This window comes from Curtobacterium sp. CFBP9011, assembly GCF_034045095.1.
GTDB lineage: Bacteria > Actinomycetota > Actinomycetes > Actinomycetales > Microbacteriaceae > Curtobacterium.
In genome coordinates, this window is the sequence record NZ_JAXCWN010000001.1 from 782,907 (window position 1) to 796,149 (window position 13,243).

Consider the following 13,243-nt stretch of genomic DNA (forward strand, 5'->3'; position numbering starts at 1 on the left):
CCGCGGCACCACGACCACTCCCGATCCGTCCCCCGTCCGACCGAGGTCCAGCATGCGCATCGTCTTCACCGCCAACCCGCTCCCGGGTCACATCGTCCCGATGGTCCCGCTCATGCGCGCCGCCGTGGCCGCCGGGCACCGGGTCGCCCTGGTCACGGGGGCCGACGCGGCCCCCTTCGTCCACGCCGAGGCCAGTCCCGACGTCGAGGTGCTCTCGGCCGGCCCGCCGACGCTCGAGGGGATGGCCGACATGCAGCGGGCGACCGGTGCCAGCCCGGCCACCGCTCCGCGGCCCGACACGATCGCGGAGTACTTCGCGGTCCGGCGCGTCGTCGCGACCGTCGACGACGCCGTCGGTGCCGCCCGCGCCTGGCGGCCGGACGTCGTCGTCAGCGAGAGCCTCGACCACGTCGGTCCGTACGTCGCCGCCGCCCTCGGGGTGCCCTTCCTCCGGCACACGTTCGGCCCGGAGCGTCCCGCGCCCGTGCGGTCCGCGATCGACGCGGCGGCGGCGCGGCTCGCCGCCGAGCGCGACGTCGTGCTCCCACCCGTGAGCGCGTGGGTCGACGTGTACCCCGGGTTCCTCGAGGCACCCGGGACTGTCCGTCCGGGCCGTCGGATCCCCGTCCGTCCCACGGCGCACGGCCGGATCGGTGCGGACGTCGCCGTGCCACCGGCCGCGGGCGCTGCCCCGGCGCGGCCGAGCGTGCTCCTGACGATGGGGACGGTGTTCACCAGCGCACGGCTCCTGGACCGGATGGTGGCCTCGATCGAGGCGGCGGGCCTCCCGGTCGACCTGGTCGTGACGGCGGTCGACGGCGTCGGCACCGGACCGTCGTCGTCGGACTCACCGGTCCGGATCCGCACCGTCGGCTTCCGACCGCTCGCGGAACTGCTCACCGGCGTCGACGCCGTCGTGACGGTCGGGGGTGCCGGCACCGTCCTCGGCGCGCTCGCCGCCGGCGTCCCGATGGTCGCGATGCCGTTGGGCGCCGACCACCCGGTGAACGCGGCCCGGGCCGAAGCCGCGGGGGCCGCTGTGGTCGTCGACGGCCCGGAGGCGGTCGGGCCCGCGCTCCGCCACGTCCTCACCACACCCGACCTCGGACGCTCCGCCCGGGCCGCGGCCGACCGGATCCGCGCGCTGCCCCCGGTCGAGGTCGCCCTGGCCGAGGTCGAGCAGGTCGTCGCGGCGGCCATGCGGGAGTCGGTGTGAGCGTCGAGGCGACGTCCGCCGAGGCATGGGCGCCCGAGATCGTCCCGATGGCTGCCGTGACCCTCGCAGTCACGTCCGGTCGGACCGCCGGGTTCCGCCCCGGGGCGACCCGGCGCCGGACCGACGAACTCCTCCGTGCGCTGGTGCACGAGCTCGCGAGGCAGGGCGTCACCGAGGTGGGGTGCGCGTCGACGGCGGTCGTCGCGGTCGACGACCACGGCGTCGGCATCGAAGTCGGCGTCGTCGTGCACGGACCCGTCGTGCCCACCGACACGATCCGCGTCGTCGAGCGTCCCGGACACGTCGCGGCGACGCTGCTGGTGGCCGGCGAACAGACCGACCGCGCCTGGGCTCGGTTGCGGCGGTTCACGGCAGACGTCGACGCCGCCGCGAGCGGGCGCTCCTCGGTCTCCTTCCAACACCCCCGCGGCGCGGACGAGCGGACCTGGACGACGCAGCTCGTGCAGCCCGTCACGACCGATGCGCCCTGATCCCTCATCCCCGACCACCACTGACCGCCACCGCCACCGCCACTGACCACCACCACGACCCAGCCGCCCCGGTCGACCCGACGTCGACCGCTCGTCGACCCCCTGTCGACGGCCCCCTGGTGTGCTCGGTCACGACCTGCCCCACACGGGGCGACACCCCTCGGAGGAGCCATGTCCCGAACCACTCCCGACGACACCGTCGGACACATCCCCAGCACCGCCTTCCGTGCGGACGTCGTCGAGCTCGTGGCGACGCTCGACGGCGACGCACGCACGGCGGACGACCCCGGCTACGCCGAAGCCTGCGCCGGCTACAACCTCGCCGGCCAGCGCCGTCCGGACGTCGTCGTGACGGCACACAGCGCCAGCGACGTCGTCGAGGCGGTCACCTTCGCGGCCGCGCACGACCTGCCCGTCGCCGTCATCGCCACGGGGCACCACGCGATGCGTCCGCTCGTGGGCGGGCTGCTCGTCGTGACGTCCGCCATGGCCGAGGTGCACGTCGACCCGGAGGCCCGTCGGGCCGTCGTCGGTGCCGGCGCCCGCTGGGACGACGTGGTGCGCCGGACGGTGGAACACCACCTGCTGCCCGTGCACGGGTCGTCCGGGCAGGTCGGCGCGGTGGGCTTCACGCTCGGCGGCGGACTCAGCCCGGTGCTCGGCCGCAAGTACGGCTGGGGGTCCGACCACGTCGTCGCGCTCGACGTCGTCACGGCGTCCGGCGAACTCGTCCGGGCGTGCGCCGAGGAGCACGCCGAGCTGTTCTGGGCGCTGCGCGGTGGTCGCAGCAACCTCGGCATCGTCACGTCGATGGAGATCGAGCTGTTCCCCGTCGACCGGTTCATCGGGGGCGGCCTGTTCTTCGACGGGGAGCACGCGCAGGCGGTCCTCGACGCGTTCACGACGGCCACGGCGTCGGCTCCGGACGACCTCACGCTGTCCCTGGCGTTCCTCCGCCTGCCCCCGGTCCCCGGCGTGCCGCCGTTGCTCGCCGGGCACTTCGTCCTGCACGTGCGGGTCGCGTACCTCGGGGACGCCGAGGGTGCGGACCGGCTGCTCGCACCGCTCCGGGCCGCGGCACCGCTCCTCGCCGACACCGTCGAGGAGACCCGCGCCGAGGACTTCGCGCGCATCCACGAAGACCCGACCGATCCGGCGCCGTTCTCCGAGGAGACCGCGATGCTCGCCGAGGTCGGACCCGCCGCGCAGCAGACGCTGCTGGACTTCGTCGGCCCGTCGAGCGACGCCGGCCTGCACATCGTCGAGCTCCGGCACCTGGGCGGTGCGTTCGACGTCACGCGCGCCGGAGCCGGGGCGATCGTCGCGCCGTCCGCGCAGTACGTGCTCTGGGTGGTGTCGATCGGGATGCCCGCGGACGACGGCGACGGGAGCGCCGAGGCCCGGGCGCTCGTCGAGACCATGCAGCCCTGGAGCACCGGCACCCGCTACCTGAACTTCGCCCCCGACGACGGCCACCCGGAGCGGTCCTTCACCCCGGCCGACTGGAGCCGCCTGCAGCGCACGAAGGCAGCCGTCGACCCCGGGAACGTCTTCCGGGCGCATCAGCCCATCGTCACGTCCTGACAGCCACACACCACGAAGGAGCACCACATGACCACCACCAGCACCAGCACCAGCACCACCACCGCGCTGCCGTTCGAGACCGAGTGGGAACTCGGGCGACTGCCGCTCCTCTGGGCACGAGCACTCGACACCGCCGACGCGACGGTGCTCGAGGGGCTGCTGACCGACGACGTGGTCGTCGACATGACGCCCGCGACGAGCAAGATCGGACTCGAGTTCCCCGTGCTCGAGGGCCGCGACACGGTCATCCCGACGATGATCGGGGCGGTCGGGCCGCTCGACACCATGCACGCCGTCAGCAACGTCACCGCCCGCGGGCTCGGCGACGGCTACCTGGTCGAGGCCTACGCCCTCGCGCAGCACCACCTGCCCGGTGAGGGTCCGGACGTGACCGCGACCCGGCACGCGATGATGGGGAACACGTGGAGCTTCCTCGTCCGCGCGACGCCGAGCGGCCCGCGGGTCGCCCGGTTCACCATGGACTGCCGCTGGATGGAGGGGGACCCGACGGTCCTCCTGGCCGCGATCAGCTGACCGCGCCGGGCGACGGTGCACACGCGCCCCCGGACCGTCACGACCGCAGCGAGCGGTCGACCGGCCCGGGGGCGCAGCCGTGTCACCAGTTCGACGGGTACAGGGGCGGTTCCGCCGCGGAGGGTCGGACCCGGTACTCCTCGAGCACCTGGGACATCAGGGTGCGGAACGCGGGAGCGGCGGCGCTGGACACCCGGTGCCCCGGCCCGGGCTTCGTGAACGTCACCGTCACCACGTACTGCGGGTCGTCCGCGGGGGCGATCCCGGCGACCGAGATGATCCGGTCGGCGCCGTAGCCCGCCGCGCCGTTCGCGACCTCGGCGGTGCCGGTCTTCGCCGCGACGTCGTACCCGGAGATCGGCGCCATGCCGTTCAACGTCCCGCCGTGGATCACGCTCCGCAGCATCTGCACGACCTCGTGCGCAGCGCGTGGCGAGACGACTCGCTTGCCGGTCACGTCGGGGGTGTCCTGCATCGTGCCGTCGGGTCGTTCGCACTCCTTCACGACGTGCAGCGGGACGCGGACCCCGCCGTTCGCGAGGGTCTGGTAGATGCCCGCCACCTGCAGGGCCGTCGTCGAGATGCCCTGGCCGAACATCGAGTTGACGTCCGTCTGGGCGCTCCAGTCCGGCGACGCGGGGTAGTCCATCCGCGGCTGCCCGCCGTAGGTGATCGCGGGCTGCGGGGTGAACAGGCCGAAGTCCTTCATGACGTCGTACCGCTGCTGCGCGGTCAGGGACTGCCCGAGCTCGGTGATCCCGACGTTCGACGACGCCTGCAGGATCCCGGTCAGCGTCAGGTCCTCGACCGGGTGCCGCTCGGCGTCGGTGATGCGACCGCCCCAGGGGAACCGGCGTTCGTCCGGTACCCGGACACCCGTCGTCGGCGTCGCCCGGCCGCGGTCGATCAGCGCGGCCGCGATGGCCGCCTTGATCGTCGAGCCGGGCTCGTACGTGTCCGTCAGGGCGCGGGAGCCGAAGGCGCCTCGGTCGGTCGTCGCGTCGACGTCGTTCGGGTCCACCGTCGGGTAGTCGGCGACCGCCAGGACCTCGCCCGTCTTCGCCTTCGTCACCGTGGCCGTCGCCGAGACCGCCCCGAGCTGCTGCGCGGCGGTGGCCACGTCCTGCTGGGCCAGGTACTGCAGGTCGCTGTCGATCGTGGTGACGAGGGTGCCGCCGTCGTGGGCACGCTTCGTGGTGACCGCGGAACCCGGCAGCTGTACGCCGTCGGCGCCGCGTTCGTACGTCATCGAACCGTCCGCACCGACGAGACACCGGTCGTACGCCAGCTCGAGGCCGGCCTGCGCGCCGTCGGTCCCGAGGAAGCCCGTGAGGTTGCCCGCGACGGCGCCGGTCGGGTACGTCCTGGCGGACTGCTGCTGCGGGTAGACCCACGGGATCCCGAGCCGCATCACGGCCTCGTAGCGCTCGGTGTCGAGTCCCTTCGCCAGGTAGGCGAAGTCCGTGTGCGCGTTCGCGTCGAAGGACGCCCGCATCGCCGGCACGGACGCCCCGGAGGCCCGGGCCACGGCCGCCAGGGCCGCACCGACCGACACGTGGTGCGGACGGCTGCCGCCCAGTCGTCCGGTGAACGGCGCCACGAGCGGTGGTGCCGTCGTGAGGTCGTAGCGGGTGACGCTGTCGGCCAGTGCGACGCCGTTCCGGTCGACGATGGCGCCGCGTGCTCCGTGGAGGTCGACGTGCACGCTCCGCCGGAGGGCCGACTGTTCGTCGAGCCGGGCCGCCTGCACCACCTGCACGTCCACCAGCCGGACGACGAAGACCGCGACGAGCGCGATCACGGCGAGCATCGCCACCGTGTCGCGCGCGCCGAGCGACCGCCGGGCCCGTCGGGGCGTCACCGGTCGCCCGTCCGTCGGAGCGGGCGGATCACCGTCGTCGCGAGCATCCGCAGCAGCACGTCGACGTCGGCCGTGCGGCGGGCGAGGGAGCGCACCCGTCGTCGCCGCGCGGGGTCCATCGCGACCTCCCGGACGGCTGGCCCCACCTCGGTCGCGGACCGCACCACGACGCCGACGCCGGCCGATGCGACGACACGGGCCACGGCCTCCTGGGCGGCGGTCGTCGGGAGGACCACCACGGGAACGCCGCTCCGCACGGCCAGGTGGACCGACAGCGCGTCACCGGACACGACGGCCACGTCCATCCCGTCGAGCAGGTCCGGCAGCGGACACCCGACCGCGTGGATGAGGTTCGGTCCCCGTGCCGGAGCACGGTCGTGCGCCGCGAGGTGGACGACCGTGTTCGCCTCCCTCGTCCCGATGGACCGGAGCACGGCGTCGCGCGTGCCGGGCGGCTGGTCGGGGACGGCGACCAGGACGTCCCACCGGAAGTCCCGACCGTCCGTCAACGGGTTCTGCCAGCGTCGCCGGGGTGTCTCTCCGGTGCAGGGCACGTGTCGTGGGGGCATCGGCCGAGCATGCCGACGCTGCCGGGCGGACACATCCGTGGAACCACGCAGGCCCCGCAGGCGACCGGCGACGGGAGCACGGCGTACGCTGCCGCGATGTCGTTCTCCGTCGTCAAGGCAGCCGATGTCCCCGCGAGCGACGCCGAGCACCCGGCGTCCAGCCCCTACGACCGACGCCTGAGCACGCCGCTCGGGATCACCCGGTTCGGTCTCTACGAGGTGGACCTGCCCGCCGGTGCGACCACGGTGCCGCACGACCACCGGCAGGACGACGCCGAGGACGCCTACGTCGTCGTCCGCGGGTCCGGCTGGCTCGTCGTGGACGGGGTGGAGACGGCGCTCGCCGCGGGGCACGCGGCGGGGGTGACCCCGGAGCCGGAACGCTGGTTCCGCGCCGGGCCCGACGGCTGCACCCTCCTCGCGGTCTGCGCCTGAGGGTGGGCGGCTCCTGACCGCACGGGCGGCCACCGACCGCGCCCGGCCCGGGCGCCACCGCGGCGGTGGTACCGCTGCGGAACGATCATCCTGGTGAGTGACCTCCCTCATCCCACGGACGGTCGATCACGGGCGGGCCGGAGCGCACGCTGGTGGCAACGGACGACGCAGGACGCCGCCCGGCATCTCACCCCAAGGAGTCCTCATGTCCACTGTCGAGCACCACACCACCGCCGCCACCCCCAAGGACCGCATCAACACGCTGTCGATCGCCGGGTTCGTGCTGGCCTTCGTCGCCAACATCGTCGGTCTGGTCGTGTCCGTCATCGCACTCGTCCAGATCGGCCGGACCGGCGAGCGTGGTCGCGGACTCGCGATCGCGGGCATCGTCGTCGGCGGTTTCTGGTTCGCACTGCTGGGCGGTGCGTTCCTGGTCCACGCGCTCGTCGCTACCACACACGGCGCGTAGCCCACCCGACCCGGGTCGTCGTCGGACGGATCCCGACGGATCCCGACGGACCCGGACGGCTCACGTAGCAGGCAGTGCGTCGCTCCCCGTCGCCAACCCCACGACGAGCCCGTGCACGACCCGGGCAGCACGTGCGGCCGCGTCGTCGAGGTGCTTCCGGAACTCGTCCCCGTCCGGCGCGCACAGGTCGCTGATGCCCCGGACCGACACGAACGGCATCGCGTGCACGTGCGCGAACTGGGCGATCGCTGCCGACTCCATGTCGACCGCCGCGACGGTCGGGAAGGCCTGACGGAAGTCGCGGGCACGGCCCTCGGTCACGAAGACCTCGCTCGAGCCGATCGGCTCGAGCCGGACCACGTCGGGGGTCGGGACCGCCTGCGCGCGGCGGACCAGGTCGACGTCACCGGTGAACCCGGCGGGCATGCCCGGCACCTGACCGAGCGCGTACCCGAAGGCGGTGGCGTCGGCGTTGAGGTTGACGTACCAGTCGCCGATGACGACGTCGCCGAGCTGGACGTGCCGGGCGAGTCCGCCCGCGGTCCCGACGCTGATGACGGGGATGCCGGAGCCGAAGTCGTGGAAGGCGTGGGCGACGGCAGCGGTGGCGTTCGTGAAGCCGATGCCGCTCCGGCGGACGGCGACCGTGGAACCGCCGACGTCGAGCAGGTGGTGCTCGTCGTGGCCGCCGGTCGGCCCGTCGAGGACCGGCTCGCCACCGAGCAGGTCGGTGAACGCCGCGACCTCTTCGCTCATGGCGGCGATGACGACGGCTACGGGTCGTCGAGGGGCATCCACCGGACGATCTTCGCACAGCAGCGTGCACGATCCTGCGCCCCCTCGACCGTCACGGAGCGCAGCATTCCGTAAGGGACGGTCATGTTCCCCACCACGTCGACGCTGCGTGGCACCTTCTCGGCATGGCCTCCATCTGCTTGATCCTGTCCGCGGCCGCGCTGCTCCTCAACGGCCTCACCCTGCTCGGACGCGTCCCCGGACGTGACAGCGGGGTCTCCAACGTCCTCATCGGCGGGCTGCAACTGCTGCTCTGCACCGCCGTCGCGATCTCGGCCGACGGGTCCCTGCCGGCGCTCTTCGCGATCACCGGGACGTTCCTGTTCGGCCTGACGTACCTCTCCGTCGGGGTGGACGCGCTCGCCGGCCTGGGTTCGGCCGGGCTCGGCTGGTTCTGCGGCCTGGTCGCCGTCACCGCGGTGGTGTTCGCCGGGGTGTACGTCGCGGACGACCCGGTGCTCGCCGTGCTGTGGGTCGGGTGGGCGGTGCTCTGGTCGCTGTTCTTCGTCCTCCTGGCCCTCGGTCGGACCTCGATCGACACCTACACCGGCTGGGCGCTCGTGCTGGCGAGTCCGGTCACCGCCCTCGTGCCGGCGCTGCTCGCCCTCATCGGCCACTGGCCGACCGGGCCGGCCGCGGCCGGCATCGCGGCCCTGGGCGAGGCGGTCGTGTTCGGTGGCGCAGGCGCCCTGACCCGCCGCAGGACCCGGAACGCGGCCACCTCGCCCGCGGTCGCGCCCGCGCCCGCCGCAGCCACCTCGCCCACCGCCGCTCCCGCGCCCGCCGCGACCACAGCCTCCTGACCGACCGCCCGCCACACGAGAACGGACGCACCATGACGACGAACACCGCCACGCACACCGCACCGGACTACGAGACCCTCGCTGCCCGCTTCCGCCCGCTCTTCGACCGGATCGCCGCCGGCGCCTCCGAACGTGAGCGCACCCACACCCTCCCCGCCGCCGAGATCCGCGAACTCGCCGACGCCGGCTTCGGGGCCCTGCGGGTGCCCGTCGAGCACGGCGGTGCCGGCGCGACCCTGCCGCAGCTGTTCCGGCTGCTGACCGAGCTCGCCGCCGCCGACAGCAACATCCCGCAGGCCCTCCGCGGCCACTTCGCCCTGGTCGAGGACCGCCTGGTCGGCCGGTCCGGGGAGCGGACGCGCTGGCTCGACCGCTTCGGCCGCGGCGAGATCGCCGGCAACTCGTGGACCGAGGTCGGTGCCGTGCAGATCGGCGACGTCATCACGAAGGTCACCCCGCAGCCCGACGGCACGTTCCGGATCAGCGGACAGAAGTACTACTCGACGGGCAGCGTCTTTGCGGACTGGATCGACACCTACGCCGAGCGCACCGACACCGGCGAACGGGTGATCGCGATCGTCGACGCCCACCAGGACGGCGTCACGCACGGCGACGACTGGGACGGCTTCGGCCAGCAGACCACCGGCTCCGGCACGAGCACCTTCGTCGACGCGCGCGTCGAGGCGGACGCGGTGACCCGGTTCGACGACCGGTTCAAGTACCAGACAGCGTTCTACCAGGGGGTGCTGTTGGCGGTCCTGGCCGGCTCGGTCCTGGCCGCCGAACGGGAGGTCGCGCTCGCCGTCCGCACCCGCAACCGCGTCTTCTCGCACGGCAACGCCGACACCTTCGCCGCCGATCCGCAGATCCTGCAGGTCGTGGGCGAGGTCTCGTCCGCCGGCTTCGCCGCCGCCGCGATCGTGGACCGGGCGGCGGAGGCGCTGCAGGCCGCGTACGAGGGGGCCGCCCTCGACGAGGCCGAGGACGAACGCCGCAACGACCGCGCCGAACTCGCGACCGCGCAGGCGCAGGTCGCGCTGACGTCACTGGCGACCCAGGCGACCTCGCACCTGTTCGACGCGCTCGCCGCCTCCGGCGTCAGCACGACGAAGAACCTGGACCGGCACTGGCGGAACGCCCGGACCGCGGGCAGTCACAACCCGTGGGTGTTCAAGGCGCGGATCGTCGGGGACCACGCCGTCAACGGCGCGCAGCCGCCACGTGTGTGGGCGATCGGGGCGACGCGGGCGCGGTAGACGCGACCGGTGACGGACTGGAGGCGCCGTGCCGGCTGGTGCCGTGCCTCCCGTCCGTCGCGCGCGCACGTCGCGCGCCGATCAGCGCACGGACCACGAGGACCAGGGCGTACCCGATCATGGCGATGCCCAGCGTCGGCACGAGCCAGGCCTTCGCGTGCCCGGCGACCGAGGTGTTGACGAACCCGAGCCCGGGGATCGAGTACCAGACGCGCCCCATGACCTGCGCCGCGACCACACGGTCCGGGTCGGCGTCCGTGTTGTTGTCGCCCTTGAAGGTGAAGAGGCGTCGGCCGTCGGCACCGACCGCGATCGCGATGACGCGGTGCGAGATGACGCCCGGCCGGTCGACTCGGATCTGGTAGGTGACGATGTCACCGACGCCGATGTCGTCGGGGTCGACCGGGCGGACCACTGCCAGGGTGCCGGGCGGCATGCCGGGCTCCATCGAGCTGGTGAGCACGGTCAGCGGGACGGAAGCGGTGAGCCGCGGCACGACGATCGCCAGGGCGGCGACGGCGATCACGGCGAGCAGCACCAGGACGGCGGCGGTCTGCCCCAGCAGGCGGGCGACCGCCGAGACACGCGTGTGGGCTGGGGCCGTGCTCGTCACGAGGTCGCCCGCAGGGTGAACAGCTGCAGCGTGGACGAGCCGCAGTCGGACACGGTCATCGCGGTGCTCGCGGACGCGGACGACGACGCTGCCGCCGTCAGGCACAGGTCGTTCTTGTTGTGCAGTCGGAACAGGCCGGAGCCCGCACCGACGGCCTCGACGGACCACTTCTGCGCACTGATGTCGTTGAGCGTCCGCAGCACCGCGGAGCGGTCGCTCGGTGCGTCCCAGTACAGCTGCGGGGCCGCCGGCGACGCGATGCGCAGCCAGTCGCCGTCGACGCTGAACTGCCAGGTCTGCGCGGTGCTCGTGGTGCACCCAGCGGTCGTGATCGGGCTGCCGGAGGTCGTGCCGCCGGCCGTCACACATGTCCCGGTGGCGGGGTTCCGCAGCACGTAGCGGCCGGTGGTGGTGAACCAGCCGGTGGCGTGCTGGACGGTCGTCGAGACGGGGGAGGAGTGTCCGGCGGGGCCGGTGGGCACGGCCCGGACGGCGTACGCGTAGTAGGTGGAGACCTGCAGGCCGGTGTCGGTGAACGAGCGGGTCGACGCGGGCAGCGTGGCGATCGTGACGCCGTCGCGGGTGACCACGTACGAGCCGATGCCGCTGGTGTCCGCGGGGGCGCTCCACGTGAGCGCGATGCTGCTGTCGGTCTCGCTGGTCTTCGTGGGCATGCCCGGTGTCACGGTGGCGGCGACGGCCTGGGTCGCCTGGGCGTGCGCGGTGCCGGTCCAGGACCCCTGGCGCGCGGTGACGAGCGCGTCGAGGGTGGTCGCGCCTCCCGACAGGTCGAAGCGCTGCCCCTGGGTGACGGACGTCCGCACGCAGGAGGTCGTGCTCGCGCCGGCGGCCAGGCTCGCGGTGACGTCGGGGATCGACGAGCCGGAGCCCGAGCGGGCGGTGCTGGACGGGGCGCCCGTGCAGGGGTTGCCGGCCGTCGGCTGCCACACGTCGACGCGCTGTGCGGTGGACAGGGACGCGCCGACGGAGGCGGTCAGGGCGAGACGGACGTCGGCGGGGACCGTCCCGGAGTTGACGATCGTGACCGTCGCGGCGTGGGCCAGGGCGCTCGAGGTGTAGGTGCTCGCGAGGTCCTGGACGCCGGTGATCGTGACGGCGACCGAACCGGTCGACGCGTGCGCACCGACGGTCTGGGCGGGCGCGGTCCACGACGCCCGGGCGGTGCCGGCGGTGCCGATCCCGAGGGCGAGGAGCGCGACGGCGGTCGAGCCGAGGAGCACCAGGCGTCGACGGTCGGCGGGGGCACGGTGTCTGCGTGCGGTCATGCGCTCGCCTGCGTCCCGGTGATCGTCGCGGTGAAGTCGGTGCTGAGGCCCTGCTGGGACGCGGGAGCGCTCGACGGCATCGTGAGCCCGACGCAGAGGACCACGGCGGCGCCCGGGCGGACGGAGATGCCAGCCGTCGTCGCGGCGTTCGAGTCGAGGGTGCCGGTCCACGTGGTGTGCATGGCACCGGAGCGGCAGGCGGCTGCCGAGGTCGACGTCCCGACGGCGACCCGCAGGTCGGCCACAGCGGTCGCGCTCGCCGGCGCGGTCCCGCGAGCGGTCGCGATGCTCAGGTCGAGCGGCACGTCCCCGGTGTTGCGCGCGGTCAGCACCCCGAACTCGGTGTCACCGGGCCAGAGCGCCGTGGTCGGCAGCGCGATGCCGCTCAGGGACAGGTCGGCCGACCCGGCGGTGATGGTCACCGGGTCGGTCGAGGCCTGGGCGCTGAGGAGTGCGAAGGTCCCACCGTCGGTCGCGACCGCGACCAGGGCCGCGATCCCGACCACGCCGGCGGCGAGCAGTGTCGCTGCCGGCCAGCTGGTCATCGCGGCACCTCGGCGCCGGCGCTTCACGCCTGGGTCAGGGTGACGGCGATGGCGTCGAGGTCGACGGAACCGTTCTGGGTGCCGTCCTCGACCCCGGCGGTGTCGCTCTTCGGGAAGGTGATGGTGACGCCGACGCGGACGTCCTGCTCGTGGCCGGTCTGCCCGGTCACCGTGTAGGGCGCCGACGTCCCGGAGACACCGTCACCGGTCGCCGTGAGGACGGCGTTCGTCGACAGGTACTTCGCCAGGGCGACGTCGGCGGGTGCGCTCGTGGAGGTCGCCTCGACCGAGGCCGGGTCGACGGCGAGCTTCGCGGTCAGCCCCTTGCCGTTCGCCGACACGATCATGTCCTGCGAGTAGGTGACGACGTCGCCGGGGACGATCGGGTACCCGTCGAGCGTCGACAGCGGGGAGCCGCCGTTCACTGTCCACGATGCGGCCTGGGCGGTGGGCTTGATGGCGAGGGCACCGGCGACGATCGTGCCCCCGGCGGTCTCGGCGCTGGAGTTCCAGAGCGCGAAGGTGCCCGCGCCGCCCAGGAGGAGTGCGACGCCGGCGGCGCCGATGACGGTGGCGGTGATGATCTTCTTCATGGTGTGCCCTCTACGACGTCGAACGTCGATCTGCGTCCACCGCGTCCGTGTCTGACAGCTCGAGGAGCTGACGGCAGCCTGGTCCCGTGGTTGCGGGACCGGCGCATCGACCGGTGGACGTGGTGCTCGACCTGCTGGGAGCGGCAAGTGCAGGAGACGAATCCCTGCGAGCAGTGGTCGGCCGGACGGCCGA

Annotated in this window: 15 protein-coding genes; 8 read left to right on the forward strand and 7 right to left on the reverse strand. The window is 73.5% G+C overall.

Features of this window, described 5'->3' with window-relative positions; all coding sequences use genetic code 11:
- The first annotated feature begins 52 nt into the window (after positions 1 to 52).
- The 4 genes from SOM35_RS03710 (at position 53) to SOM35_RS03725 (ending at position 3,825) form a co-directional block, all read left to right on the forward strand.
- Entirely contained in the window at positions 53 to 1,216 is a 1,164-nt protein-coding gene (locus SOM35_RS03710; protein WP_320514428.1) for a glycosyltransferase, read from the forward strand.
- Positions 1,213 to 1,707 carry a hypothetical protein gene (locus SOM35_RS03715; protein WP_320514429.1) on the forward strand — a complete coding sequence of 165 codons (495 nt, stop codon included), beginning with the start codon at positions 1,213 to 1,215 and terminating at the stop codon, positions 1,705 to 1,707. Before SOM35_RS03710 ends, SOM35_RS03715 begins: the two co-directional genes overlap by 4 nt.
- 171 nt (positions 1,708 to 1,878) lie before the next feature.
- Positions 1,879 to 3,291, forward strand: a complete 1,413-nt coding sequence (locus SOM35_RS03720; protein ID WP_320514430.1) for an FAD-binding oxidoreductase — start codon at positions 1,879 to 1,881, stop codon at positions 3,289 to 3,291.
- Between the two features lie 27 nt (positions 3,292 to 3,318).
- Positions 3,319 to 3,825, forward strand: coding sequence for a nuclear transport factor 2 family protein (locus SOM35_RS03725; RefSeq protein ID WP_320514431.1), 507 nt, complete (start codon positions 3,319 to 3,321; stop codon positions 3,823 to 3,825).
- Positions 3,826 to 3,907: 82 nt separating this feature from the next.
- On the opposite strand, the gene SOM35_RS03730 is transcribed toward SOM35_RS03725, so the two are convergent.
- Both SOM35_RS03730 and SOM35_RS03735 read right to left on the reverse strand, forming a co-directional pair.
- On the reverse strand, positions 3,908 to 5,686 hold the full coding sequence (locus tag SOM35_RS03730) for a peptidoglycan D,D-transpeptidase FtsI family protein (protein ID WP_320514432.1): 1,779 nt from the start codon (positions 5,684 to 5,686) through the stop codon (positions 3,908 to 3,910).
- Entirely contained in the window at positions 5,683 to 6,255 is a 573-nt protein-coding gene (locus SOM35_RS03735; protein WP_221849744.1) for a nucleotide disphospho-sugar-binding domain-containing protein, read from the reverse strand. Before SOM35_RS03735 ends, SOM35_RS03730 begins: the two co-directional genes overlap by 4 nt.
- 96 nt (positions 6,256 to 6,351) lie before the next feature.
- Here SOM35_RS03735 and SOM35_RS03740 point away from each other — a divergent pair, with 96 nt between their 5' ends.
- The gene (locus SOM35_RS03740; RefSeq protein ID WP_320514433.1) at positions 6,352 to 6,690 is read left to right on the forward strand and encodes a cupin domain-containing protein; all 339 of its coding nucleotides are present in this window, start codon (positions 6,352 to 6,354) and stop codon (positions 6,688 to 6,690) included.
- 205 nt (positions 6,691 to 6,895) lie between these two features.
- Positions 6,896 to 7,159 carry a DUF4190 domain-containing protein gene (locus SOM35_RS03745; protein WP_320514434.1) on the forward strand — a complete coding sequence of 88 codons (264 nt, stop codon included), beginning with the start codon at positions 6,896 to 6,898 and terminating at the stop codon, positions 7,157 to 7,159.
- A 60-nt stretch (positions 7,160 to 7,219) separates the two neighbouring features.
- Here SOM35_RS03745 and mtnN read toward each other — a convergent pair whose 3' ends face one another.
- The gene (gene mtnN, locus SOM35_RS03750) at positions 7,220 to 7,957 is read right to left on the reverse strand and encodes a 5'-methylthioadenosine/S-adenosylhomocysteine nucleosidase (protein WP_221849748.1); all 738 of its coding nucleotides are present in this window, start codon (positions 7,955 to 7,957) and stop codon (positions 7,220 to 7,222) included.
- 122 nt (positions 7,958 to 8,079) lie between these two features.
- Between mtnN and SOM35_RS03755 the strand changes: the two genes are divergently transcribed.
- Complete coding sequence (locus SOM35_RS03755) at positions 8,080 to 8,757, forward strand: AmiS/UreI family transporter (RefSeq protein ID WP_320514435.1); 678 nt, start codon at positions 8,080 to 8,082, stop codon at positions 8,755 to 8,757.
- Positions 8,758 to 8,789: 32 nt separating this feature from the next.
- Entirely contained in the window at positions 8,790 to 10,013 is a 1,224-nt protein-coding gene (locus tag SOM35_RS03760) for an acyl-CoA dehydrogenase family protein (protein ID WP_320514436.1), read from the forward strand.
- Here the strand turns inward: SOM35_RS03760 and SOM35_RS03765 are convergent.
- Genes SOM35_RS03765 through SOM35_RS03780 form a run of 4 tightly spaced genes read right to left on the reverse strand, consistent with a single transcriptional unit; the run spans position 9,958 to position 13,050 of the window.
- Entirely contained in the window at positions 9,958 to 10,626 is a 669-nt protein-coding gene (locus SOM35_RS03765) for a signal peptidase I (protein WP_320514437.1), read from the reverse strand. The two genes, SOM35_RS03760 and SOM35_RS03765, sit on opposite strands and share 56 nt — an antisense overlap.
- On the reverse strand, positions 10,623 to 11,912 hold the full coding sequence (locus tag SOM35_RS03770; RefSeq protein ID WP_320514438.1) for an RICIN domain-containing protein: 1,290 nt from the start codon (positions 11,910 to 11,912) through the stop codon (positions 10,623 to 10,625). Before SOM35_RS03770 ends, SOM35_RS03765 begins: the two co-directional genes overlap by 4 nt.
- A complete protein-coding gene (locus SOM35_RS03775; RefSeq protein WP_320514439.1) occupies positions 11,909 to 12,457 on the reverse strand; it encodes a hypothetical protein in 549 nt (182 codons plus the stop codon). Before SOM35_RS03775 ends, SOM35_RS03770 begins: the two co-directional genes overlap by 4 nt.
- A gap of 23 nt (positions 12,458 to 12,480) precedes the next feature.
- Positions 12,481 to 13,050: an alternate-type signal peptide domain-containing protein gene (locus SOM35_RS03780; RefSeq protein ID WP_221849754.1), complete on the reverse strand. Its 570-nt coding sequence runs from the start codon at positions 13,048 to 13,050 to the stop codon at positions 12,481 to 12,483.
- Positions 13,051 to 13,243 lie beyond the last annotated feature (193 nt).

Bases quoted from the DNA above. Each gene is read 5' to 3' on its own strand.
- SOM35_RS03735 (WP_221849744.1), bottom strand. From the start codon at position 6,255: ATGCCCCCACGACACGTGCCCTGCACCGGAGAGACACCCCGGCGACGC.
- SOM35_RS03710 (WP_320514428.1), top strand. From the start codon at position 53: ATGCGCATCGTCTTCACCGCCAACCCGCTCCCGGGTCACATCGTCCCG.
- SOM35_RS03740 (WP_320514433.1), top strand. From the start codon at position 6,352: ATGTCGTTCTCCGTCGTCAAGGCAGCCGATGTCCCCGCGAGCGACGCC.
- SOM35_RS03745 (WP_320514434.1), top strand. From the start codon at position 6,896: ATGTCCACTGTCGAGCACCACACCACCGCCGCCACCCCCAAGGACCGC.
- SOM35_RS03760 (WP_320514436.1), top strand. From the start codon at position 8,790: ATGACGACGAACACCGCCACGCACACCGCACCGGACTACGAGACCCTC.
- SOM35_RS03755 (WP_320514435.1), top strand. From the start codon at position 8,080: ATGGCCTCCATCTGCTTGATCCTGTCCGCGGCCGCGCTGCTCCTCAAC.
- SOM35_RS03720 (WP_320514430.1), top strand. From the start codon at position 1,879: ATGTCCCGAACCACTCCCGACGACACCGTCGGACACATCCCCAGCACC.
- SOM35_RS03775 (WP_320514439.1), bottom strand. From the start codon at position 12,457: ATGACCAGCTGGCCGGCAGCGACACTGCTCGCCGCCGGCGTGGTCGGG.
- SOM35_RS03725 (WP_320514431.1), top strand. From the start codon at position 3,319: ATGACCACCACCAGCACCAGCACCAGCACCACCACCGCGCTGCCGTTC.
- SOM35_RS03770 (WP_320514438.1), bottom strand. From the start codon at position 11,912: ATGACCGCACGCAGACACCGTGCCCCCGCCGACCGTCGACGCCTGGTG.
- SOM35_RS03780 (WP_221849754.1), bottom strand. From the start codon at position 13,050: ATGAAGAAGATCATCACCGCCACCGTCATCGGCGCCGCCGGCGTCGCA.